General features: G+C 68.1%; 23 protein-coding genes and 1 pseudogene. 16 read left to right on the plus strand and 8 right to left on the minus strand.

Annotated features, from left to right (window positions below):
- The coding region (locus ACFYP3_RS00005; protein ID WP_388824261.1) for an IS630 family transposase at positions 1-427 on the plus strand (427 nt) is incomplete at its 5' end.
- On the opposite strand, the gene ACFYP3_RS00010 is transcribed toward ACFYP3_RS00005, so the two are convergent.
- Positions 424-1,407 carry an XdhC family protein gene (locus ACFYP3_RS00010; RefSeq protein ID WP_388824264.1) on the minus strand — a complete coding sequence of 328 codons (984 nt, stop codon included), beginning with the start codon at positions 1,405-1,407 and terminating at the stop codon, positions 424-426. The two genes, ACFYP3_RS00005 and ACFYP3_RS00010, sit on opposite strands and share 4 nt — an antisense overlap.
- Before the next feature lie 431 nt (positions 1,408-1,838).
- Here ACFYP3_RS00010 and ACFYP3_RS00015 point away from each other — a divergent pair, with 431 nt between their 5' ends.
- The 5 genes from ACFYP3_RS00015 to ACFYP3_RS00035 all read left to right on the plus strand — a co-directional run bounded on the left by ACFYP3_RS00015 (position 1,839) and on the right by ACFYP3_RS00035 (position 7,875).
- Positions 1,839-4,226, plus strand: a complete 2,388-nt coding sequence (locus tag ACFYP3_RS00015; RefSeq protein WP_388824267.1) for an AAA family ATPase — start codon at positions 1,839-1,841, stop codon at positions 4,224-4,226.
- Complete coding sequence (locus ACFYP3_RS00020) at positions 4,223-4,609, plus strand: hypothetical protein (protein ID WP_388824270.1); 387 nt, start codon at positions 4,223-4,225, stop codon at positions 4,607-4,609. The genes ACFYP3_RS00015 and ACFYP3_RS00020 overlap by 4 nt, the downstream gene beginning before the upstream one ends.
- A 34-nt stretch (positions 4,610-4,643) precedes the next feature.
- On the plus strand, positions 4,644-6,281 hold the full coding sequence (locus tag ACFYP3_RS00025) for a hypothetical protein (RefSeq protein ID WP_388824273.1): 1,638 nt from the start codon (positions 4,644-4,646) through the stop codon (positions 6,279-6,281).
- Positions 6,282-6,382: 101 nt separating this feature from the next.
- Positions 6,383-7,252, plus strand: coding sequence for a nuclease-related domain-containing protein (locus ACFYP3_RS00030; RefSeq protein WP_388824276.1), 870 nt, complete (start codon positions 6,383-6,385; stop codon positions 7,250-7,252).
- Between the two features lie 134 nt (positions 7,253-7,386).
- Entirely contained in the window at positions 7,387-7,875 is a 489-nt protein-coding gene (locus ACFYP3_RS00035) for a hypothetical protein (RefSeq protein WP_388824279.1), read from the plus strand.
- A gap of 1,834 nt (positions 7,876-9,709) precedes the next feature.
- Here the strand turns inward: ACFYP3_RS00035 and ACFYP3_RS00040 are convergent.
- Positions 9,710-10,342, minus strand: a complete 633-nt coding sequence (locus ACFYP3_RS00040) for a hypothetical protein (protein ID WP_388824282.1) — start codon at positions 10,340-10,342, stop codon at positions 9,710-9,712.
- Positions 10,339-10,578: a type II toxin-antitoxin system HicA family toxin gene (locus ACFYP3_RS00045; protein ID WP_388824285.1), complete on the minus strand. Its 240-nt coding sequence runs from the start codon at positions 10,576-10,578 to the stop codon at positions 10,339-10,341. The genes ACFYP3_RS00040 and ACFYP3_RS00045 overlap by 4 nt, the downstream gene beginning before the upstream one ends.
- Before the next feature lie 315 nt (positions 10,579-10,893).
- Between ACFYP3_RS00045 and ACFYP3_RS00050 the strand changes: the two genes are divergently transcribed.
- Positions 10,894-11,451 (plus strand): hypothetical protein, encoded by a 558-nt coding sequence (locus tag ACFYP3_RS00050; protein ID WP_388824288.1) that lies wholly within the window; start codon positions 10,894-10,896, stop codon positions 11,449-11,451.
- Positions 11,452-12,019: 568 nt separating this feature from the next.
- Here ACFYP3_RS00050 and ACFYP3_RS00055 read toward each other — a convergent pair.
- Positions 12,020-12,163: pseudogene (locus ACFYP3_RS00055) on the minus strand (IS5/IS1182 family transposase); the annotation flags it as partial.
- 262 nt (positions 12,164-12,425) lie between these two features.
- Between ACFYP3_RS00055 and ACFYP3_RS00060 the strand changes: the two are divergent.
- The 3 genes from ACFYP3_RS00060 (at position 12,426) to ACFYP3_RS00070 (ending at position 14,589) form a co-directional block, all read left to right on the plus strand.
- On the plus strand, positions 12,426-12,722 hold the full coding sequence (locus ACFYP3_RS00060; protein WP_388824291.1) for a hypothetical protein: 297 nt from the start codon (positions 12,426-12,428) through the stop codon (positions 12,720-12,722).
- A 67-nt stretch (positions 12,723-12,789) separates the two neighbouring features.
- Positions 12,790-13,722, plus strand: coding sequence for a radical SAM protein (locus ACFYP3_RS00065; protein WP_388824294.1), 933 nt, complete (start codon positions 12,790-12,792; stop codon positions 13,720-13,722).
- Between the two features lie 195 nt (positions 13,723-13,917).
- Positions 13,918-14,589, plus strand: a complete 672-nt coding sequence (locus ACFYP3_RS00070) for an HAD family hydrolase (protein WP_388824297.1) — start codon at positions 13,918-13,920, stop codon at positions 14,587-14,589.
- On the opposite strand, the gene ACFYP3_RS00075 is transcribed toward ACFYP3_RS00070, so the two are convergent.
- From ACFYP3_RS00075 to ACFYP3_RS00090, 4 genes are all read right to left on the minus strand, one after another.
- Complete coding sequence (locus ACFYP3_RS00075) at positions 14,568-15,410, minus strand: DUF1932 domain-containing protein (RefSeq protein WP_388824300.1); 843 nt, start codon at positions 15,408-15,410, stop codon at positions 14,568-14,570. The two genes, ACFYP3_RS00070 and ACFYP3_RS00075, sit on opposite strands and share 22 nt — an antisense overlap.
- Positions 15,407-15,979 (minus strand): guanylate kinase, encoded by a 573-nt coding sequence (locus ACFYP3_RS00080; protein WP_388824303.1) that lies wholly within the window; start codon positions 15,977-15,979, stop codon positions 15,407-15,409. The genes ACFYP3_RS00075 and ACFYP3_RS00080 overlap by 4 nt, the downstream gene beginning before the upstream one ends.
- An 11-nt stretch (positions 15,980-15,990) precedes the next feature.
- The gene (locus ACFYP3_RS00085; protein WP_388824306.1) at positions 15,991-17,001 is read right to left on the minus strand and encodes an AAA family ATPase; all 1,011 of its coding nucleotides are present in this window, start codon (positions 16,999-17,001) and stop codon (positions 15,991-15,993) included.
- Positions 17,002-17,236: 235 nt separating this feature from the next.
- Entirely contained in the window at positions 17,237-17,635 is a 399-nt protein-coding gene (locus tag ACFYP3_RS00090) for a GntR family transcriptional regulator (protein ID WP_388824310.1), read from the minus strand.
- Between the two features lie 645 nt (positions 17,636-18,280).
- Here ACFYP3_RS00090 and ACFYP3_RS00095 point away from each other — a divergent pair.
- The 6 genes from ACFYP3_RS00095 (at position 18,281) to ACFYP3_RS00120 (ending at position 23,326) form a co-directional block, all read left to right on the plus strand.
- Positions 18,281-18,601: a hypothetical protein gene (locus tag ACFYP3_RS00095; RefSeq protein WP_388824313.1), complete on the plus strand. Its 321-nt coding sequence runs from the start codon at positions 18,281-18,283 to the stop codon at positions 18,599-18,601.
- Positions 18,598-19,242, plus strand: coding sequence for a GGDEF domain-containing protein (locus ACFYP3_RS00100; RefSeq protein ID WP_388824316.1), 645 nt, complete (start codon positions 18,598-18,600; stop codon positions 19,240-19,242). The genes ACFYP3_RS00095 and ACFYP3_RS00100 overlap by 4 nt, the downstream gene beginning before the upstream one ends.
- Entirely contained in the window at positions 19,242-20,330 is a 1,089-nt protein-coding gene (locus tag ACFYP3_RS00105) for a conjugal transfer protein (RefSeq protein ID WP_388825185.1), read from the plus strand. The genes ACFYP3_RS00100 and ACFYP3_RS00105 overlap by 1 nt, the downstream gene beginning before the upstream one ends.
- Positions 20,330-20,713, plus strand: coding sequence for an RRQRL motif-containing zinc-binding protein (locus tag ACFYP3_RS00110; protein WP_388824319.1), 384 nt, complete (start codon positions 20,330-20,332; stop codon positions 20,711-20,713). Before ACFYP3_RS00105 ends, ACFYP3_RS00110 begins: the two co-directional genes overlap by 1 nt.
- Positions 20,714-20,753: 40 nt before the next feature.
- On the plus strand, positions 20,754-22,892 hold the full coding sequence (locus ACFYP3_RS00115; RefSeq protein ID WP_388824322.1) for a cell division protein FtsK: 2,139 nt from the start codon (positions 20,754-20,756) through the stop codon (positions 22,890-22,892).
- A gap of 152 nt (positions 22,893-23,044) precedes the next feature.
- On the plus strand, positions 23,045-23,326 hold the full coding sequence (locus ACFYP3_RS00120; RefSeq protein WP_388824325.1) for a hypothetical protein: 282 nt from the start codon (positions 23,045-23,047) through the stop codon (positions 23,324-23,326).
- Positions 23,327-23,329: the final 3 nt, after the last annotated feature.

Raw genomic sequence — 23,329 nt, forward strand, 5'->3', positions numbered from 1 at the left:
GGCGACTGGCAAGGTCATCGGGTCGCTTCACCGCCGCCACCGGGCCGCCGAGTTCAAGAAGTTCCTGACCAAGCTCGACAAGGAGGTCCCGGCCGACCTCCAGGTCCATCTGATCCTCGACAACTACGCGACCCACAAAACACCCGACATCAAGAAGTGGCTGCTGATCCACCCGCGCTTCCATCTGCACTTCACACCCACCAGTGCCTCATGGCTGAACCTGGTGGAACGGTGGTTCGCCGAGCTCACCCAGAAGAAACTCAAGCGCGGAGTCCACCGCTCCGTCCAAGCCCTCGAACGCGACATCCGGTCCTGGCTGGCCGACTGGAACGACCAACCCAGGCCCTTCGTCTGGACAAAGACAGCCGACGAGATCCTCGACAGAGTCGCCGCCTACTGCCACCGAATCTCTGACTCAGGTCACTAGGCGTTGATGGGCCCTTCGGAATCCCGCAGCGCACCCGCCGTCCGGGCCCCCAGCACCCCCAGGATCTCGGCGCAGATCGCCAGCGCGGTCTCCGCCGGCGTACGGGCCCCCAGGTCCAGGCCGATCGGGCCGTGGACGCGCGCCAGCCGGGCCTCGCTCACGCCCGCGGCGAGCAGTCCCGCCCGCCGCCGCGCGGTCGTACGCCGGGAGCCGAGCGCCCCGACGTACGGAACCCCCGCGGCCAGCGCGACCTGGAGCGTCGGCACGTCGAACTCCTCGTCGTGGCTCAGCATCACCACGCAGGCCGCGTCGCGGCGCGCCTCGATCAGCTTGGCGGCCTCCTCCCGGCCCGTGACCAGCGCGGCCTCCCAGCCCAGCAGCAGCGCCTGCCGCTCGATGAGGTCGGCCAGCTCGCCGTTGCCGCCGATGACCACGTACGGGGCCGACGGGTGCGCCTCGACCAGCACCAGGCCGGACTCCCCGTACAGCGCGTCCCGTCCGGGCCGCCGGACGGCCAGCAGCTCGCCGGCCCGCCGCCCGGCATCGTCGCGCGGCACGTCGGTGGCCCGGACGATCTCACTGGAGGCCTGGTCGGCGGCCTCGTTCAGCCGGGTCACCAACGCCACGCCGACGCCCTCGCCGAGCAGCTCCCACCACTCGGCCGGAATCGCCGACAAGGGCTGGAGCAGGACCTCGGCCTGGCCGCCACAGGTCAGCTTCGCCTCCACGGCCTCGGCCAGACGCACCGACACCTCGCACACCCGCGCGGTGTCCCCGGGCCGCATGGCCCCGGCCTCGGCGATCAGTTCGGCGTCGAAGACCCCCCGGTACAGGGAGCCGACGCACTCCCCCCGCGCATCGACGAGAACGGCCCCGGCCGGATCCCGCGGCCCGAACCCCTGCTCGGTCACCGGCCGGGCCAGGTGGCCCGCCCGCCCCTCGGCCACCCACTGCCGTGCCGTCTCCACCAGCTCACGCATCTGTGCCGCCCCATCCACTCCGAGCTCACTCCCCGCAAAGCACCAGGTCAACGGCACAATGCGGCCTCAGAACCACCCTAAGCACGCCCCCCACCCCTACCCACCCCCCAAACCCACAGACCCCGCCCCACCTCCCTCGTACAGACCACCGGAACCGCGGCCCCCGGCCCGCACGCGGGGAACCGGCCGGCTGCTTCGTGCCCGCCGGTCGGTTTCGCCTCGCGGGGGCGGTGGACTCGGGCACCATGGGCGCACAGCCCGACCGGCGCCGGCGCCGGCCCCGGACCGCCACCCGACCCGTGCCGTCACAAGGACCTGCCGTCACGACGGGGACACCCGTGCGCCACAAGGGGGACCTGTGCCGTCACAAGGGCCCGTGCCACCGCCAGGACCGCGCCACAGCAAGGACCGCGCCACCGCAAGGAGCCGCCGTGCCCGACCAGTCCCACCCCTCCCTCCGCGACCTGGTACTCGGCCGCCTCGCGGCCTCCGGGCTGGCCCCCGCGACGCGGGAGCTCGTCGCCGGGCTGCTGCCCGAGGTGCGGACCAGGAGCGGCGGGCGGGCCGGGCCGGTGTACCTGCGGTCGATCTCGGCCGCCGGCTGGCGCGGCATCGGGCCGGCCGCGACGCTCGACCTCGCACCCGGCCCCGGCCTCACCGTGATCGCCGGCCGCAACGGCTCGGGGAAGTCGAGCTTCGCCGAGGCGGCCGAGATCGTGCTCACCGGGGACAACTTCCGCTGGCAGGACCGCACTCAGGTCTGGAAGGAGGGCTGGCGCAACCTTCACGATCCCACCGCCCCCCACGTGTCCGTGCAGCTCTTCACCGACGGCGGGAGCGCCCCGCTGACGGTCCGCAGGAGCTGGCACGGCAACGGCCTGGAAGACTCCCGGACGGTGGCCCACCGCCCCGGCGGACCCGGGCAGGACCCCCGCGAGGTCATCGACGCCGAAGACCTCACCACCTACCGGCCGTTCCTCTCGTACAGCGAGCTCGGCGCGATGATCAACGGGCGGGCGAGCGCCCTGCACGACGCGATCGCGCAGATCCTCGGTCTGGACCCGCTCGCCGACGCCGACGCCGAGGCCCGGGCCCGTGCCAAGAAGCTCACCGACACGGTGACGGGCGCCGCTGACCTGGTCCGCGCCGTCATCGCCGAACTGTCCGAGTCGGACGACCCGCGCGCCGCCGAGGCCGCGGCGGCGCTCGGCGGACGCCAACCCGACCTCGACCTGTTACGCGCGCTGCTCAAGGGCCGGATCGCGACGGACGGCGCCGAACTCGCCCGGCTGCGCCGCCTCGCAGGCCTCGAAGGCCCCGACCCGCGCGCGATCGCGGGCGCGGTCGGCTGGCTCCGGGAAGCCGCCGCCGTCGCCGAGGACGCGCGGTTCGGCACCGCCGAGGACGCCCGGCAGCTGATCGAACTGCTGGAGCGCGCCCTGGACCACCGCCGCCGCCACCCGCGGTCCGCCGACTGCCCCGTGTGCGGCGGCGAAGACCGCCTCGACGAGGGCTGGTCCGCGCGCGCCCGGGACCAGGTCGAACGGCTCCGGCGGGAGGCCGCCGAGGCGCAGACGGCCCGTACGGGCCTGGCGGCCGCGGTGCGGGCCGTACGGGACCTCGTCCAGCCCGTTCCGGCCTGGCTCCACGGCGATGCCTCGCCGTTCGCCGCGCTCTGGCAGGACTGGGCCGGCTGCCGGGACGTCAACGACCCGCGCGCACTCGCGGACCGGGTCGAGCGCGTGGCCGCCGCGATGGCCGACGCCTGCCGCCAGCTGAGCGAGGAGGCCGCGGACCGGGTCGCGGAGCAGGACGGCCGGTGGCAGCCGCTCGCCCTGCGCCTGACCGAATGCCTGCGCGAGCTGGAGCGGGCCGAGGCCGCCCGGCCGCTCGTCAAGCAGATCAAGGACGGGCGGGCGTGGCTGAGGAAGGTCACCGACGAGCTGCGCGAGGAACGGCTGCGGCCCTTCGCCGACCAGTCGCAGACCATCTGGAAGCTGCTGTGCGAGCGCAGCAGCGTCTCGCTCGGCTCGATCGGCCTCGCGGGCACCGCCAACCAGCGCAAGGTCGTGCTCGACGCCTCCGTGGACACCATCGACGCACCCGCCTTCGGCGTGATGAGCCAGGGCGAACTCCACTCGCTCGCGCTCTCGCTGTTCCTCCCGCGCGCCACCCACCCGGACAGCCCCTTCGGCTTCCTGGTGATCGACGACCCGGTGCAGTCCATGGACCCGGAGAAGGTCGAAGGACTCGCCCGCGTCCTCCACCTCCACTCCCGCCACCGCCAGGTGGTCGTCTTCACCCACGACACCCGGCTCCAGCAGGCCATCCGTCACCTGCGCGTGCCCGCCACGATCATGCAGGTCTCCCGTCAGACCGACTCCGTCGTACGCGTCACCCGCACCGACGACCCGGTCTCCCTCGCCCTGGGCGAGGCCCGGGCCGTGGCGAGCGACCGCAACCTGCCGCAGGACGTCGCCGACCGGGTGCTGCCCCAGATGTGCCGGGGAGCGCTGGAGGCCGCGTACCTGGAGCCCGCACGCCGCCGGCTGCGCGCCGACGGACACAGCCACGACGAGGTCGAGGCGCGGATCGGCAGGACGTACAAGCTCACCGAGCTGGCCGCGCTCGCGTTCTACGACAGCGCGATGGCACCGGCCGAGGTGCTCGCCGCGGTCGCCCAGGACCACGGCCCGTGGGCACGCCTCCTGATCGAGCGGTGCAACGCGGGTGCCCACCAGGCCCCCGACCCGTCCCGCGCCCCCCTGGACCTGGTCCGGGACACCGAGCGGCTGGCGAGGGCGGTGCAGCACCGGTGACCCGCCCCCCGCACCCCCTCGTGGCCGCCGCCGGCGACCTGCTCACGCCCCCGCCCGGCACCCCGCACACCCTGGCGCCCGGCCTGCGCGCCCGCGCCGCGGCCGCCCTGCTGCGGCTGGCCCTCGACGAGGCCATGGACGACTTCTGGCGGAGCGTCAGCCCCCGCATGGTCCACAGCAGGGGCCGGACCAAGGCGCTCTGCCTGGACTGGTACGTGAACCCCTCGGTGGCCCGCCAGTGGTACGTCGTCTGGTCCGCCCTCAGCGCCGCCTGCCACCACCACACCTACGAACTGCCGCCCACACCCGCCGAGGTGAAGGCCTGGCACGCCGACGTCACGGAACTCCTGCGCGCCATGCCGTCCGCCACCACCGGGCCCTGACGGCACCGCCGTACGGAAGGAAGGAACGCGCCACGTGGACACCCGCCGCTACCGCATGGTCGTCACCAGCGGACTCGACTACGTCGGAACCGGAGCCCGGGTCGACGACCGGCTGCGGAACTGGCTGAAGGAGCCCCCCAAGCAGTACGACATCGACGCCTTCGCCGAGGGGCGCAACGAGATAGCCCGGGGCGTGACCCTCGACCACGACTCCGCCACCGGGGCGTCGGGCACGTACGGACGCTGGCGGCTCCGGGAGACCACCCCGGACGGCACCTGGCAGACGACCGTCGTGATCCGGCAGGCCGGAGCCGGACCGACCTGGGTCCAGCTGGACGTGGAGCACCTCCCCGACGACCCCCACGCCCTTCCCGTACCGGCCAAGACGCCCCGGCTCGCCGGAAACCTGCTCGACGTACTCCAGGCGCGCGACGGGCTCGCCGACGTGACGCGGATGCCGCAGGTCATCGAGGTCGACGACGTCGACTCCGTCATCGACGAGCTGTGCGACGAGCGGCGGCGCCTGCCCGTCGTCGTCGCCAGCACCCCGTACGGCGTGGACTTCGACGCGTGGCTGGAAGACACCGTGGACCCGCTGGTCCGCCCGCTGGCCGGCCTCGCCGTCCTCTACGTCCTCGCGCCCGAGGCCGAGCCGCGCTTCAACCGCGCCCTGGAACACCACCAGGTCTTCGCCGGCGGGATCCGCACCTACCTGCCGGGAGTGGACCCGGCCTGGGCGGCCGACGGGCAGCGCCACCGCGTGATGTCCCGCAAGGCCGTCACCGAGAGCCCGGCGCGCGCCCGCCACCTCCTCGCCCAGCTGCCGCAGAGCCTGGCGACGCACGCCCCGCTGCCGCCGGCACTCGACTCCGTTCCGCTCCTGCGCGCCCGCACCAAGGAGAGCGCCGGGACGTCCGAGCTGGAACGGCTGAAGGACGAGAACCACGCCCTCTTCGAGATCCTGGAGGAGGCGGGGCGCGAGCAGCGGGTCCGGGCCGACGAGATCCGGGACCTGAAGCAGGAACTGCAGAGCGCACGGCAGGGCGAATCGCTGCTGACGGTCGAGTACGACGAGCAGTACCGGGACCTCCAGCGCGCCAAGGCCCAGGTACGGGCCCTGCAGAAGAGGCTCGTGGTACTCCACGCCGGCGAGGCCGCGTACATGCCGGTCGAGCCGGGACCCGCGGAGCCGGCGTCCTTCTCAGAGATCCTGGCCCGGATCGCCGAGATGCCCCGCGTCCACTTCACCGGCTCCCGCAAGATCACCCTCGAACTCGACGACCAGGCGTACGGCTCGTCCTGGGGGCGCATGACCTGGGACGCCCTGCTGGCGCTCCGCGACTACGCCGACGCCGCGGCCGGCGGCGACACCTCCCGCGACTTCAAACAGTGGTGCGAGGACGTGCCCGAGGGCATGCACGCCATCTCCCCGCGGAAGATCATCCGGGACGAGTCGAAGTCGGTGAAGAGCAAGACCGACTGGCGCAGGGAACGCACCTTCCCCGTACCGGACTACGTGGACCCCACCCGCAAGGTCTTCATGGGCGCCCACATCAGGATCGGAGGCGGCAACACGGTCGCCCCCCGCCTCCACTACCACGACGCCTCCTGCGCCACCCACGGCATCTTCGTCGGCTACATAGGCCCCCACCTCACCAACACCCTCACCTGAGCGCGGGGGCGCGAACGCCTGCGACCCGCGCGCGCCCTTGTGGGGGCGGGGGCCCGCTGCTGCCATGGCTCGAGGGGTCGCCGTGAGCGTCGGGGGGACGGGTGGACGGACTGCGGGTCACCGCGTGGAAGCGGTACGGGCACGACCGCCTGTACGTGAACCTGCCGGACGGGACGGCGGTGGCGTGGGCGGACCGCGCCACCGGACGGATCACGTTCCTGCGCACCGGCTACGGGGACGCCGTCCTGGACGCGCTGGCTCGCCGGTCGGCTTACGTACCGTCAGACGCCCCGGACGCCCCGGACGCCGCCGCCGACGCCGACGCCTTTCCCGGGCCGACGCTGCCCCCGCTGACACCGGAGCACGACCTCGCCTCCCATCGCCCCGGCGAGCAGTTGCGCAAACGCCTCGGGGAGACGGGGCCCGGCCTCCTGGGGCGTGCGGTCGCCCGGCTGCTCCGCCGCGGGACGGACGGGGACTCGTGGCGCACCGGTCTGGCCGGCGAGCGCCGGGTCGGCGAGGAACTGGACCGGCTCACCCGGCAGGGGTGGCGCGTCCTGCACTCCGTGCCCCTGCCGCGCCAGGTGGACATCGACCACCTGCTCATCGGCCCCGGCGGGGTCTTCACCGTCAACACGAAGCGGCATCCGCAGAAGACCGTCTGGGTCGGGGACGACATGGTGAAGGTCAACGGCGGCAAGGCCCAGCCGTACGGGATCAAGAGTCGGTCAGAGGCCGAACGCGCCCGGAAGGTCCTCGAAGAGCACTGCGACTTCGCCGTCCCCGTCGAACCGGTCCTGGTCTTCGTCGACGTCTTCACGCTCGACGTCGTCGCCACGCAACTCACGATCCGCGTCTACCGGGAACGCGAGGTCGCGGCCCTCGCCCCCCTCGCGGGCGTGTTCAGCACCCCTCAGGTCGACCAGATCTACGCGGTCGCCCGAGACCGCCGCACCTGGCTCGCCGCATGACCGCGCCCCGGTACGCAGCTCCGGACGCCGCACCTCGTGCCTCCTGGGTAACAGCTACCCCAACTGGCTCCAGACTGAGGCACGTTGATCGCTTCGGATACTGTCTGAGCAAAGAGACTTCACCAGGGGGACGGATGAAAGCAGAGACCGTCACGGCAATATGCGCGGTCGTGATCGCTGTAGCGTCGCTGGTCGTCTCGGTCTACCAGACGCGCGCGATGCGGCAACACAACCGTCACTCGGTGCGTCCGATACTCCAACTGCACCGAGGCTGGCCGGCAGGAGGAAGAGCGGGTATCCGGCTCATCAACTCCGGGCTCGGTCCAGCGGTCATCGTCGGCAGCACCCTCACCGTCGACGGCGAAGTGATCGGGGCGTGGAACGAACCCGGTGTCGACCGCGTCCGCGAAGGAATGACGGTGCGTCCCTCCGCTGTGACCTTCAACGAGCCCGAGATCATCGCGACCGACTACGAACAGTACTTGCTGAGCGTTCCAAGCTATAGCCCCCAGGAACACGCCGAAGTTGCCGACCTGATCAACGGTCGTCTTGCGCTCACGATCCACTACGAGTCCCTGTACGGCGGAGAAAACTACACAGCCGTCCTGCGCCCCCTCCGTTGAAGGACACTCACCGCAATTCCGGCGGACCATTCGGTCAGCGGTTGTGTACGACCCGACCGAGCCCGCGTCGCGAGCACGTGTCAACTGCTCAGTTGTCGCTGCTGAAAAGCTGCGTCCGCCTGTGTCGCATGTGCTCAGGCTCCCACCAGGAGGGGCGGCTGTCGCGCAATCCCCTTATCCGGCGTCGCGTGGACCGGCGGAAGACCCACCCCCACGGAGAGAGTTCACGCCTCATGGCCAACAGACACGAGGCGATTTCACGACTATTGTCGTAAGGGAAATAAGCACCGCCGGGCATCTGATCGTCGGAAGTGACCGGTGCTGTGTTCCATGCCTCTCTTCGGTGCGGCCCTCCGTGTCGCCACGTGGCAGCGAACAAATCCGCGTACGCCTGCCCGACAACGGGAGAGTCCATGGTCAGCAACGTCTGGTGTAGTTGATCCCGGAAAACGTCGCACTCATTTTTTCTGCGATCTCTGTCCTCACCTCGCTGGTGGAGCCCCTTCGATGCCTGATGATATAAGGGAGTTCCTCGTAAGCGTGTATCTCCTGAATAGCTGCGGCGTACATCTGGGATCTCACTTCACGACGCTTCATGTGCTGATTCGACCAATAGCCGATAATTGCCACGAGGGCGGTAACGACTCCTAAGGCCAGCATAATCTGATTGGAATACCCATGCGCTCACGTTTCCCTCGTCCGTTATGCAGGAAACCCTCGGCGGCAGTCGTGGGCCCGCTCGGAAGTCGGCGCCCAACCCCACCTGCTGGGCCTGGCAGGAGACGCTGCTCCCGGCTCTGACGCGGCCGCCCGACCTCCGGCACCCCGCGCTCCCCACCTGGCTCAACACGGCTGCCACCCCGACCAAGTCCGCGGCGCAAGTGAGCAACAGCGTGGAGGTCCTCCTCGGCCGATACACCAAGTGCCTGGGGAAACCCGGGGCCTCGTGTTCCCGGGCTGCCCTGAACAGTTGTGGAGAGTCCCAGGCCGCGCACAGGCCGCAGGGGCTGTCATGGGGCTGCCTGGCCTGGCACATGGCTGCACATACGCGAAGACCCCGGCTTCAGCGTTACCGCTGATGGCGGGGTCTTTGGGCACTTCCTGCGAAGCCCCCCGGCAGGATTCGAACCTGCGCACACGGCTCCGGCGGGCGTGATCGAGAGCCCTCCGAAAGGGCCATCTGGCTGCGCAAATGCGAACCGGTACGCCCCTTGCGCGTGAGCTCACGCGTCACTCACACGGTGGGTCGTCTCAGCACCCGGCGCCCAGACAGACACCGAACCGTCTGATTCGGTCGAAATTCATACTTGTGGCCGAATTGCGCTCTATCTGGAGTGGCGGGTTCTCGTCACAATCTGTACGGAGTGAGCGAGACATCCATGGCTTGGTGCTGAGCGCTGGGGGAAGCCGTTGGCTTACGTTCCATACTCGAGGGCAAGGCAGGGGAGTTCTCAGCCCTGGCGCACGTGACGCCGACGGTGCGCTCATGCATTCGTCCCGGTCTGGCAGGAGGCACGGACATTCGCCCTGCCTCCTAACCGGGCTGCCTCACTGCTCGCGCGGCGGCCGTACGACCTGCGGCGCACCTGCATCACCAACTGGCTGAATGCCGGGGTCCCGGTCGCCGAGGTCGCCCGCCGCGCGGGCAACTCGCCTGAGGTCATCCACCGCCGCTACGAGGGGTATATCGATGGTTATGAGGAGCTGAACAACCAGAAAATCGCTGCTGCCATGGGGTGGGCTGAAGTGCCCACTGACTGAGCTGCTAAATCACCATGTGACGGCAGGCGGCCTCCGCACTCCGGCTCGCGGAGGTCGCCGCGCCATTACGATTCTAGGGAATGTTTGTTGTTGGCTTTCGAGTGATCGGCCTTAGGGGGACAGGCGTCACAACATTAGTGGCCTGGATGATCTCACTGAGGGTCGTGGTGTGGTTGAAGCTGCTTTCGGCAAGTGTGAAAGTGCCGTCAATCTCCCCATAAGAATCCCCGTAGGCGATCGGGAGAGTCAGCAGCATCTTGTCCGCCACAAGTACGGCAGCTGATACTGCGTCGCCTCTTTCATCTAGCTGATCCATTAGCCAGCCAACGGTGTCCTGTGGAAGAGCGCACACGTACACCGACTCGCCGACAGGATTAGTAACGCCGTGAGCTAGAGCCTTGGCTTGCCTGTCATCTTTGATGATTTCACCAAGGCGAGCATAAACGGCTTCCCTATCATCCTTGTACTTATCGTTGGCGATGCGTGTTACGAGTTCGCCGCCGGAAATTACGTAGTGACGTTCGTGATGCTCCAGGACGTGGAATGGTCCTGGCTTATCGAAGTGGAAGCTCAATGCGTCTTCCAGATCGTTTCGCAATTCCTTTAGGGACTTGCGCCCGAACGTGAAGCCGGGGGCCTGGGGGGACGTTGCGTACAGGCCACCTGATGTTTGGCGCACTAGCAGGTGGATGAGGTCGTATGTCACTTCGCGCCCACCGCCTTCAGTGCGTTGTCCTCTGAGAGCCCTGCCTGCTTGACCAGGATGTCTCGCACTTCACCGGGGGACAAGCTGGCCCCGTCATGAAACGCGAACGTGAGCGGCGGCATTCCGTCCGCCTCAAGGCGGCGGTGGGACCCTCTCTGCCGGACGATCATGTAGCCAAGTCCGAGCAGGACTCGCAGCATGGCTTGCGACTTCAGCGAGGGGAAGGGATTCGGCACCCGTCGCTCTCCTTTGTTCACGCGCGAGGCCCGCATACGGTACACGGGTAGTTGCTTAGCGCGCACGCGCATGCCCTAGACGCTCCGTTCCCCTGCTGCAGTCCTGGTCGAGGTGCCTGCTTTGTGCTTGTTGGGAGGGTGGGGCAGAGGTCTACTCACACGCGGCTCGTGCGAGCAGACCTCGCGGACTGCAAGGAGCGGTCCGCACTAATCTGCCGGTCATGCGACAAGTGGTGCACCGATTGGGGCTGTTGGGGCTTCTGACGGTCATATCCGGGGTGCGGTGGCGGGCGGACGGCCACCACGACGGGTGACGTGACCACGACGGTGGTGCAGGACAGTCAGTGGGTCACGGCGGCGATCTCTGCCGGAGCTGTGCTCATCAGCTCGGCCGCCGCGGCCTGGATCACCCACTACTTCACCGGGCGGACCGAGCAGAGGAGGCAGCAGCACGCCGATGTCCAGGAGGCTGCGAAGCGCGAGCACGAGGCCAAGCTGACGCACGAGCAGCGCATCCGCGAGCAGGTGATCGCCACTTCCAGGACGATCTCGAAGATGCTCCAGGACTTCCGGGCGAAGATCGGTGAGGCGACGGAGGCTGCGGACACGTTGGCCGCCACGCTCCTGTACGACGAGTGCTCCGCGATCGTCCGCCGGCACCATGACGACGCCTTGCCCGTCATCGAGGTGATGCCTGACCTGGAACTCCGGCAGCGCGCCAACGCCGTCTTCGAGGCCTACGGGGACTGGGCGGCCGGCACTGCTGAGGCGCTGTCGAATCTCACGAGGCGACCCGATGCCGCTGGGCTGGACGGCACTCGCGAGGAGTTCTACGAGCGCGCCCGACGGGTGATCAGCGATGCGTCAGGCTGACGCGCGGCCCACACGCCCCTCACACGGGACCAGTGCGTAGCAACGACAAAGGCCCGGACTCAGTGGGACTGAGTTCGGGCCTTCATGCTTGGCACTTCGGCAGGTCAGCGGCCTTGCGGTGCTGGTCTGGCTGGAGTGCCCCCGGCAGGATTCGAACCTGCGCACACGGCTCCGGAGGGGATGCCGTAGGCGACGTGCAAACGAGTTCTGACCTGGCACTTCCTGGTTTGCAGCTCCTGTCCGGGGTCATGTCTATCGCATACCGTGCGCGGAGCGCCCCGACGAGGTGTCCCCAGCTACAAGCGCCAACGAGCATGCTGCCAGCGTGCCCCGCCCGCACTCGGCCTCGACGGTCGTTGGAACCCATTGGCATAACTCGCTTTGCAGGTCTGTCGCCACTGGCCGGACCACGGTCCAGAGTCGTTCCTGCGCGTTCGCCACCGTGCGAAATGTGCCTCTCTCCCTCACCGAGAACGCGGATGAACGACTGAGTACGGCAGTGAACGAGACGGAAACTGAGACGGGGAGCGCTAGCGGAAGTTGCCTTCGGCGGCTGCAGTTCTTAAACCGCGAGCGGCAGAGCATGGTCCTCCAGCGGCAGGCTCCACGGTCGGTCCTTGCGGGCCGCGCCTGCACCCTCACGCCGAGGCACGGTCACGAGCTTGCCGAAACAGTGAGGGCTCAGTCTGGCAAACGAGGATATAGAGAGAATGGCTCTGCGTCGTGATCACACTAGCCGCATTGAGATCATCTCACTATTAGTGACCAACGGTTACCAGGCAATCCTTAGTCCAATCGGCTCACGTGTGTGCGCGGCTTCCATGGGTTTGCCTGTTTGGGGTGCCATATTGATCGGCGCCACCTAAAGGCTCGATGCTGAAATTCGCCGCGTTCTGTGCGAATTGTTCACTGATCTACTTAGGTGAGCGGGCGTTGAACTGGCCTCGCGTTCGAAACATGATGGGATTGATTCGATGAGCGAAGAGATTCAGGAGCTGTTTGCCGTGCGCACAGCAGCGGTCCAGGAAACGGATCGCGAGGCGTTCCGGTCAACCCAGCTCTTTGAGATCGATCTGAGTTCTATCGACGAATACCTGTCACTGCAGAATCTGGCCATCGAGGTCCTGCACATCCACCGCGAGACCGACTTCGAAAGTGTTGCGCTGGTCCGAGAAACCTACACTTGGCGCGAGAAGCCGCAGCGATCAACCTTGCTGCTCTATTACTTGACTCGCACCGTCCCCGGCTGGCGTATTTTCCGGATTCGGTAACCGGCGGACCGTCAAAGCGCCTGTGCTGGAGGGTGCATGATTCCCGCCAGGGCCGAGGGAGGAAGTAATGAACCGCCCCACCACTCAAGCAGCGACAGTCAATACTGTTCCGACCCCAGAGGGGGTACGGTTGGATTTCCTGTGGCTTGAGCTGACCAATCGATGCAACTTGTATTGCGTCCACTGCTACACCCAGTCCAGCCCGCAGTCCGGTGATCGAGACAAGCTGGACGTCCAGGATTATGTGTCTATCATGCAGGAGGCGTTCGCCCTAGCCTGCCGGAGCATCCAGTTTATCGGGGGGGAACCCCAACTCGGCCGCGAATTCCCGACACTCCTCGCTGAGGCTACACGGATCGGCTTTCCATTCATCGAGGTATTTACTAACCTTACGTTCCTGCCAGAAGACACGCTCCGCTACGCCGAAATCAACGGTATCCGTTTCGCTACCTCGGTCTACTCAGATGACGCCGCAACCCACGACGCCATCACGAGGGTGCGCGGCAGTCACGCCAAGACCATCGACAACCTCCGACGGCTCATCGGCGCTGGTGTCGCCACCCGAGCAGGCGTCATCAGGGTCAACCAGAGCGGCACAGAGATGGACCAGACCCGGAAATTTCTGCTGGATCTTGGCGTGCCACATGTCCGCTCATCGGACGTGCGAGAGTTCGGCCGAGGCGAGGAAGTCCTAGGCCGCGAAGCGCAGATGACCGGCCTGTGTGGCCACTGCTGGAATGGCAAGCTTTGCGTTGCTCCGGACGGTGAGGTGTTCCCATGTGTAATGGCACGTAAATGGCCAGTAGGGAACATCCGGCAAACCGATCTCGCGGGAATTGTGAATGGTATGCCACTGAGGCGCATCCGGCGCGAGATCTACGAGTCAACCTGGTTGCGTGAGGGCGTCCAGGCTTGTCCGCAGAGTGAGCCCGGCTGCCCGCAGAGCTGCTGGCCTGGGGAGGTTTGCTTCCCAAACATCATCAGGTGCGAACCAGCATGATCCGGACGCGTTCAAGGACGTTCAATCCCGTACGCGGACAATGATCGGCAGAGTCGCATGAACGTCCTTGGACGGCAGCGAACAGGGATGAACGAGACGGAAGGTGAGACGGGCAGCCAGGCCAGAAGACCGCAGGTGGTCTGGATCGCGCGCCAGCAGTGCGAGCCTGCGCCTGGCCCGAGTACGGTACCGACCGTGCAGCTGCTCGCGCTCTTCGACCTCGACAACACCCTGATCGATCGACAGGCCGCCCTCAAGTGGTGGATCAAGGACTTCGGCGCGGCCCGGGGACTCGTGCCTGACGCTGAACTCTTGCTCTGGGACACGCTCCGCGAGAGGGCTTACCCGGCGGACTTCGATCGGCTTCGGGGCCAACTCGGACTGAGTAGCTCGGTTGACGCCCTGTGGGGCGAGTACGTCACCGGCATGTCCGCCCGTGCACGCTGCTTCCCCGGGCTGCCTGTTGCCCTCGGGCGGATGCGGGCAGACGGCTGGACACTCGGAGTGGTCACCAACGGCGCCGCGGACATCCAGCTTGCCAAGCTGGAGAGTGCGGGGCTGGCCGGGCTGTTTGAAGGTGTCTGCACGTCGGGAGAGGTCGGTGCGCGAAAGCCCGCCTTGCAGGTCTTCCAGGTCGCAGCAGAGCGCTGCGGCACCACCCTCGCCAAGGGCGGGTGGATGGTGGGCGACAACCCAGAGACGGACGTTGAGGGTGGGCGTGCGGCGGGGCTGCGGACTGCGTGGGTCTCCGCCGGACGGCAGTGGCCGGCAGGTGTCCGCAGCCCCGACCTGGTGGCGGAGACCGCCTCAGAGGCAATCGGCTGCCTGCGAGGGCAAGGTGTGACTCACTCCTCCGGCGAGGCGTGAAGCCGCGCGAGGGCCTCACCGATGTTCAGCTTCTGGTCCCGGGAGCCTGCCCAGCGGTCCATGACCAGCGCTGCGGCTGCCGCAAGGTCGCTCGGTAGGCCAGTCTCCGCGAGCGCGTCCGCGGTTTCCCGCATCTCCGGTGCCCACCTCCATGACCGTGCTGCCACCTTGGGGATGTAGGCAATCTCAGCGAGGTAGCTGGTGGAACGGCCCTGCGCGATGGAGAGGAGTTCGGTTCCCACTCCGTGGTCATCGGCGAGGGCGTACGCGACGGCTGCCAGTACCCGGCTGCTCTTCTGGTAGCTCGTGTAGGCGAGCTTCAGTGCAGATGCCTTCCCGGTTCCACCCTCCAGGAGGTGCGGCACCACGGCGGTCCCCTCGAACAGCAGGGCAACCGCGGCCAGAGCGTCATCCTGCCCAGAGAGATACAGCCGCGGGGTCTTCGTCTCGGACGGAGGGGAGCCGATGACCGAGCCGTCAACGACCGTCGCGCCTGCCGAGGTCAGCACGGAGCTGATTCTCCCCATGCGGGCAGGCGAGATCGCGTTCCCGTCGACGTAGATCCCAGCGAAAGACTCCGCGGCAACCGCTGTCGCGACTTCCTCGGCATTGGCCGGCGGGCAGAGACTGAGAATGACTTCGCAGCGCTGGGCCATCTCGGCAAGGTCGCGTGCCTCGCTGAGGCCGTACTGCCGAGCCCTCTCTTGGGTAGCCTTGCTGCGCCCGGCCGGGCACCAAAGGACTTCTGCCCCCGTGCGCTTGGCTTGGGCAGCAACGGCAGCGCCCATGCTCCCGGGATGCAGAATTCCCAGCGCCGTCATCCGACCAACTTTGCGATGTCGCGTGCTTCGGCGGATGCTCCGCCGCGTACGGCTTGATCAATGGCGTGAGCCGTTTCGGCGGGGGCGAGATTCTGGGTCTCGACCACAAGGGACCACGGTTCATTCGCGTGGTCCAAGAGATCCTGCCGGGTCTCATCCCAGACCTTGAGCCGCGTCTCCACGTCCTTGTCGCCACGGCCCTGGCAACGCTCCTCCGTGACAGCGCGCGGGCACCAAAGCAGTACCTTCACCCAGGGCATCGGGAACGCACCGACTGCCCTGGTGCCGGCGACCTGGCCCATGTGCAGGACAGGGATACGCCCGGAGTCCACGAGCGCGGACACTCCGAGCGTGTCGATGGCGTACTCGGCGTCGTACCTGGCGTTCCGGTACAGGAGTCCGCCCTCTTGGGCCAGCTTCTCGATGTACTCGGCCGTGGTGAGCCGGTAGCCCGTCGTCCGGCCGGGGCCCGCCTTGAGGCGCTGGAAGAGCTCGTACTCCGGGCGGAGCCGAGACAGCTCCGCCGAGACCGTGTCCTTCCCCGAGCTGGGAGGCCCGTAGAGGATCACGCCGGACCGGGTCACAGGTCGGCTCCGCTCAGTACGTCCCGGGCCTCATCAACCAGGGCCACGGCCCCGCCGAGCCGGTTGTCCACCACGAAGTGGGGCCCCTGGGGGCGAAGTTCCATGTCAACGGTGGCGATGTATTCGTCCCACGATTCCATCTTCCAGGCATCGCGGGCCGCGCCACGGAACTCGATGTACTCCCGCATGGAATCGGTATCGCACTCGACCCATATCGTTGCCACGGACACTCGCTTAGACCTGCACCGGTTCTGGAATCGCTGCATCCAATCGGCCTGAGCGAACTCGGCGACGAACGGTGCGTCGAGGATTGTTGAGATCCCGCAGTCGACGTTGTCCCAGGCCGCTTCCATGAGGCATCGATATTCGAGCGGACGTACCTTCTCGCGGTATAGCGCCGAACTCCGGTCGTGGGCCTCCCCGCCAAGTGCAATCAGCAGCTGATCGACCAGTGGGCGTGTCAGGGAGTCCTTGTCGAGGATGGGCCAGCCGGTCACGCTGCCAAGGAACTTCGCGAACTCGGACTTGCCGGATCCGGCGAATCCTCCCACCAGTACGACGGACGGACCCTCGCCGCTTCCGCCCGTAGTGCGACGGCGCCATGCGTCGACCACTCGGTCACGCAGGGCCTCGCTGTCCACGTCGGTAGTTCCGGCGCGGATGCTGCCGAGTGCCTGCCTGACGGCCTGGGACTGGTCGGGCGCGGTTCGGTTTGCGGCCACCGGGATGGAATCCACAGGGGCATCCTCTCCGGGCAGGGCTGCACGGAAGCCAAGCTGGGCTTCGTTGCGACGATAGAGGCGGCAATAGGCCCGGCGGTAGTGCGGTCCCGGGTAAATCGATCCTCGTTCGTGGCCCCAGACAGTTTGGAAGTTGGCTGCGATGTTGAAGCCGTGCCGCTCTGCGATCTCGCGCAGCTTTTCCCCCGCGTCTTCCAGGGTCAGCCCGAACTTCTCTCGGTGTTGGCGCAGGAGTTCCGGGTTCCAGTCTGGGTGCTTGCGAGCCATCTGCCCCTCCTAGATAGCTGTTGGAGCCGCTAATGTAGCGGTCCGACTAGGTCCAGCAAACTTCGTGATAGCGCGTGTGTAAGCGGATGTGTAAAACAGCTGAGAGTTTGTCAAGTAGCTGTGTGTGATACCGATTTCCTCGCTGTGGCGGTGAACTAGAACCACGCCTACCGAGGAGGTGCACATGTGCCACAGCAAGGGTGGGGCTGCCCCGTACGGACAGCCCCAGGCCGCATCAAATCGAACCCTGGTCCCCTTCCAGTACGCTCAGCCGCTCGCGGAGCCCCGCCAACTCGAACTTGAGACCCGCGACTTCATCGCGCAGCTCGGTCGAGAGGCGCGCAACGTCGGCTTGCAGGTCGGTCATGCGCTGGGCTGCCTCGCGGGGCCCCTGCTCGCCGGGAGCGGTGTCGCGGACATAGGTTCCGCTCCCCGAGACGCCTTCCAGCAGCCCTTCTTCCCGGAGCTGCGTGTAAGCGTTCTGAACGGTCATCAGGGATACGCCGAGCTTCTTGGCGTAGGCCCGACCGCCAGGGAGACGGTCTCCGGGGCCGAACGTGCCAGCGGCGATCTCGCCCCTGACTCTGGCGGCGATTTCGCGGGCGTTGGGCTTCCTCTTCTCCTCTGACTCCATCCCGACAGCGTACTTGACCTAGGTCGCTCGGAATCTAGGCGTACAGGCGCTTGACGACAGTCGAGCGACCTAGGTAGCTTTCACGTCAACGGCAAGCGACCTAGGTCGCTCGACTCCTCGGGTTCTTTGAGCTGGGGGGGTGCCTGGTCCCCAAGCGTCCCGAAGCGGACGCAAGGGGCTCAGGACCACCGCACGGATGCAGAGGGCGGGGACGCTGCAATCCCGCTAAAGGCCAGGTGGCAGGGCTACGGCCTGACTGGCGAGGTGGCCCGGTGACCGCGAGCAACGGCCGGAGGGTGGGGACTTGGTCCCCCTTGCAGTGCAGTACCCGTTCCCGTCTATCCACGGAGGTTGTGATGAGTCGCTTAAGACTGTGGGCCCCGAGCGCGCTGGACCGATGCGTTCGCGGTTGCCCTTCGCGTCGCTGCACAGCCGCCGAGAGAGGCGGATCGGGCCTCGGCCCGGTACCGCCCGCTCGGCCTCTCACCTTCCGCAGCGCTTGCAGTGCTGCGGCCGGTTGCCTCCCCCGCCCGTCTCGTACGGGCGGGATTGGGGAGCCGCGAAGTTCGGGCTTCACCCCGGGGCGCTGCCTCTCACCACGGACCCAGGCGCCCCGGTTCCCTTCGCTCATCAGGAGAGATCCACATGCGTACGTACATCGGTAACCACGAGATTGTGAACCCCGCCGAGTTCGAGGAACTGGCGCTCGGCTTCGACGAACTGCCCCTCGGGCTCGACAGGGACCTGTTCCATGGCCCGCTCACCCCGGAGACCGCCCAGGAGCGAGCGGCCCGCGAGGCGGTGGCCCGAGAGGTCATCGCCGAGCTGGTTGCACTGGGCGAGGGTGGCGACGAGATCGCCGCGTGGGACGCGCTCTACGCCGACGCGCTCACCCGCACGGTCCCCTTCCTGCGGGGCGCTGCCCGCGATGCCGGCCGGTCCGCTTGGATGGGGGAAGCGGCATGAGCCACACCATGACGGCCCTGTCCGCCGCTCTTCCCCTCGTGTCCGGCTGGTCGGTTCACAGCCTGTGGATGCGGCGCCGGATCGAGACGGCCCGCCGTGACCCGCTGACCGGCCTGTGGACGCGGGATCCCTTCGAGGAGCGGGCCCGCAAGAGCTTGTCCCGGGGATCCCAGTGCGCCGTTCTCGTCCTGGACCTCAACCGGTTCAAGGAGATCAACGACACCCTCGGCCACGCGGCCGGAGACGCGGTCATCCGCACGACCGGCCAGCGCCTTGGCCGGTGGGCCGAGGAGCACGCCGGCATCGCCGGACGGCTCGGCGGGGACGAGTTCGCCGCCGTCATCCCCGGCTATAGCATCGACAAGCTGCGCGTCGACCTGTTCATGCTGACCGGCCGAATCGACCAGCCCGTGCCGTTCGGCGGCCGGCCGATCGAAGTCCGCGCCTCCATCGGCGCCGCCTACTACCGCACCGGCCCGGGCGAGCTGTCCACGCTGCTGCGCCGCGCGGACGAGCAGATGTACAAGGCCAAGCAGCTCGGCGGTGGCTGGCGCGTCGCACACCGACTGACCGTCCCGGAGACGCTCACGGTTAACGGCCGTCGCGACGGCCGCCGGGGCACCAGCGGGAAGGCGGCGTGATGACGACTCGCCGGTTACTGACCAGGGTGCAGAAGGTAGTGCTGACGGCCGCGTTCGTGCCCATGCTCGCCACCGGCGTCGCCGGTGGGGTAGGGACGTTCAGCAACATCAGCCGCGCCTACGGATCCGGCACCGCGCTCGGCGCGGTGGCGGCCGGTGAGGGTGCGACCGCCGTTCTGGCCCTGGTGCTGCTCGGGCTGACGATGCTGGGCCAGTCCTCGCCCCGGATCATCAGGGTGGGGCTGTGGGCCCTGCCCGCTGCCGCTTCGGTGATGGCGGCGATGGCCGCCGATGACCCGGGCCGGACCGTGATCTACGCCGTGACCCCGATGGGCATGTGTGTGGCGGCCGAGGGCATGGCGTTCCTGGCCCGGCGGATCGTGGTCCACCAGGACGGCCGCGACGCCGAGGCCGAGGCCGAGGCGGCCACCGTCGTGCGGGCCCTGGCCTACCACCGGGCCCGTGCCGCGAACCACCCGTCGCCTTGGGTCCGCAAGTGGTCCGACCGGACGTCTTGGCGGCTGGCCCGGAAAGTCGGGCTGGGCGACGCGTCGTTGGGCGCCCGACTGCTGGACGTCCAGCGAGACCGACTCGCCAGCGGTGCGGATGCCGCCCTGACCGCCATGTTCACCGCCTCCGCAAACCAGCACGAATCATCTGAATTCACCGTAGATCGGTTGGGGTCTGACCTGCGCGAGTCGGCCCCCAAGGTCCCGACTGCGGCGGCCGAACTTCCCGCCTCCGAGTCGGCCGATCCGGTGCCGGTGATCGAGCCGGTGAAGGCGGCCGAGTCGGTTGCGGTGGTCGAGCCGGTCGAGCTTGCCCAGTCGGTTCCGGTGAAGGCGGTTGCGGCTGTCGAGTCGGCGCCGCGTCGGGCGACCGGTCGGGTACCGAAGTCGGCTCGCACACCCCGGCCGGCGCGTGATTCGGATGAGCTGCTGGATGAAGCCCGGTCGGTCACGGCCAACTGGTCCGATGGCGAGCTGACGGCCGAGGCGATCCGTAAGGCGGTCCGTACGTCGTCCGCCAACGGCCGCCTGCTGCGCGACACGCTCAAGGCCGAGCGCGCCGAACAGGCAGCTGCGTGATGGGGGCCGTGACATACGGCAAGTGCTTCGACCCGGAAGGCACCCGCTTCGGGATACCCACCTACCCGTGGCGCCTCGCCCCCGACGGCATGGCCACCCGCCGGCAGCTCCGCGCCGAGGGGCTGCGGCCCGGCGGCCAGCCGATCGCCGCGCAGCTTCTGCGGCCCCGATTCCGGCGCGGGCCGCTGGTGGCCTACCTCTACCGAATCGAGCTGGCCAAGCCCGTGCGGCCCATGACCTCTCGCAAGTGGGGTGCGCTCGCTCTGGCGATGCTCGCCCGCCGCACCTGCCCCGAGTGCCGTGCCGACGCCGGATACGTCATCCCGGCCTCTCTCGGCATGTGCGTGCCCTGCGCCTACCCCGAAGAACAGCGCGCCGCCTGAACCTCCACCAGCCCACTCGCTACGAGGGAGCAGACCCACCGTGTCTGATGTCCACGTCACAGAGCAGAGCGAAGAACTTGAGCGCCCCGGCGCCGAGGTCTTCGACATCACCACCAAGCGCCCCACCGTCTCGGCCCCGGCCGCCCCGCCGGCCGACCTGGACGACGAAGACGAGTCGCCGCGGCTGCGGCCGGTCGACTCGCCGGACCTGCCGCCCCCCGGGATCACGACCTATAAGCGGCTCCCGATCATCCCTTCCTGGCTGAAGTCGAAGCCGGGGTTCGTCTCCACCACGCAGCGCGCCGCGAGCAACGCGTTCTACGCCACGGCCTTCCACGGGATCCGCACCCCCTGGTACGCGCTGCAGCTCGGTCTGCTCGCCCCGCGCGGCATGGCCCGGCTGGTCCGCGACACCAACAGGTGGGTGTGGGACGCCGAGGCGGCCCCGCTCCGGGCCTATGAGGTCTACAAGGAGAACACCGCCGAGTACCTGAAGCTGTCGCGGCAGCGGGACAGCCGGGTACGCCTGCGGACGCTGGTCACCGTGGTGGCGCTGATCTTCGGTACCGGCTTCGCGCTGACCATGTACGTGATGGCTCCCGGCTGGCTCGCCGTGCTCGCCTCGGCCGCTGTACTCACCGCCGGTTTCTGGGGAGCCCCCCAGGACCAGCCGGTGATCGGGCCCGCCGTCCTCAAGACCGAACTCCAGAAGCTCACGGGCACGCTCGTGCTCCGGGCGCTGGACAACATCGGCAACGCGAAGCTGACGGCCGCCATCAAGAAGGGCGGCGACATGAACGGCCTGCGCTTCACCTCGGAGATCACCCGGGACGGGCCCGGCTACCGCGCCGACCTCGACCTTCCCTGGGGTGTCACGCCCGAGGACATCATGGAGGCCCGCAAGCCGCTGGCCTCCGGCCTGCGCCGCAAGGTCGGCTCCGTCTGGCCCTCTGCCGACCCGACAGAACACGAAGGGCGACTGATCCTGTGGGTGGGCGACAAGCCCATGAACGAGACCAAGAAGCCTGCCTGGCCGCTGCTGAAGTCGGGCAGCGTGGACCTGTTCAAGCCGGTCGTCTTTGGCAACGACCAGCGCATGGGCGACGTCGCCGTGACCCTCATGTTCGCGAGCGTGGTCGTCGGGTCCATCCCGCGCATGGGCAAGACGTTCCTGATGCGCCTGTTCCTGCTCATCGCCGCTCTCGACCCGCGCGCCCAGCTGTATGCGTTCGACTTCAAGGGCACCGGCGACTTCGGCGCTCTGGAACCGGTCTGCCACCGCTACCGGGCCGGGGATGAGGACGAGGACATCCTCTACGTCCTCGAATCGCTGAGGGAACTGCGGGCCGAGCTGCGCCGCCGAGCCAAGGTCATCAAGTCCCTGCCGCGCTCACGCTGCCCGGAGTCGAAGGTGACCCCGGACCTGGCCAACGACAAGAGCCTCGGGCTGCACCCGATCGTCGCCGCGTTCGATGAGTGCCAGGTCCCCTTCGAGCACGACAAGTACGGCGCCGAGATCGAAGAGATCTGCACCGACCTCGGCAAGCGCGGCCCTGCCCTCGGCATGGTGACCCTGTTCGGCACCCAGCGCCCCGACGCGAAGTCGCTGCCCACCGGCATCTCCGCGAACGCGGTGCTGCGGTTCTGCCTCAAGGTCATGGGCCAGCCCGCCAACGACATGGTCCTGGGCACCTCGATGTACAAGGCCGGGTACCGGGCCACGATGTTCTCCCGCACCGACCGCGGCATCTGCTGGATGGCCGGTGAAGGGGACGACCCCCGCATCGTCGCCTCCGCGTTCGTGGACGCGCTCGGCGCCGAACAGGTCGTCGTGCGGGCCCGCCGGATGCGCGAGGAGTACGGCAACGTCACCGGCCACGCCATCGGCCAGGAACCCGAAAGCGGCGAAGCCTCCTTCGACCTCCTCGCCGACATCCTCAAGGTCGTGCCGGCCGATGAAGAGAAGGTCTGGAACGAGAAGGTCGCCGCCCGCCTCGCCGCCCTGCGCCCCGAGGTCTACAGCGGCTGGAAGGCCGAGACGGTCACCACCAACCTCAAGCCGCACGGCATCACCGCCCAGGACGTCTGGGGCTCCACCACCTCCGGCAAGGGCACCACCCGCCGCGGCATCGCCCGCGCCGACATCACCACCGCCATTACCCAACGTGACGGTAAGTAGTCCGGGAGCTGACTCGCACCGCTGCTAGACCTAGCGGCCCACGCTGCTAGGTCTAGCACCCCCGCTAGCACCCCGAACCGGCTCCCATCAGCGATCTCGCACCTAGCAGCCGACCTGCGAAAACACCGGAAACCCCGCCCGGAAGGCACCCCATGGCCCTCATCCTCCTTGCTAGCGCATGCCTGCTCATCATCACACTCGGTTACGTCAGCCTGTGTGCGGGATCGCCGTTCGGCACCTGCCGCAAGTGCCGCGGCTTCGGCTTCGCGATGAAGACCGACCGCAAGGGCCGCCTCAAGCGCGGCAAGCACTGCCGCCGCTGCGACGGCCACGGCAAGCGCATCCGCACCGGCCGCCACCTCTACAACCTGTGGCTGCGCCTCTACCGCGACGCCAACCCCGCCCCGCGCAAGACATTCGCCCCGAAGGGATAACCC

The organism is Streptomyces sp. NPDC005533 (assembly GCF_042871845.1).
In the GTDB taxonomy this organism is placed as follows: Bacteria; Actinomycetota; Actinomycetes; order Streptomycetales; family Streptomycetaceae; genus Streptomyces.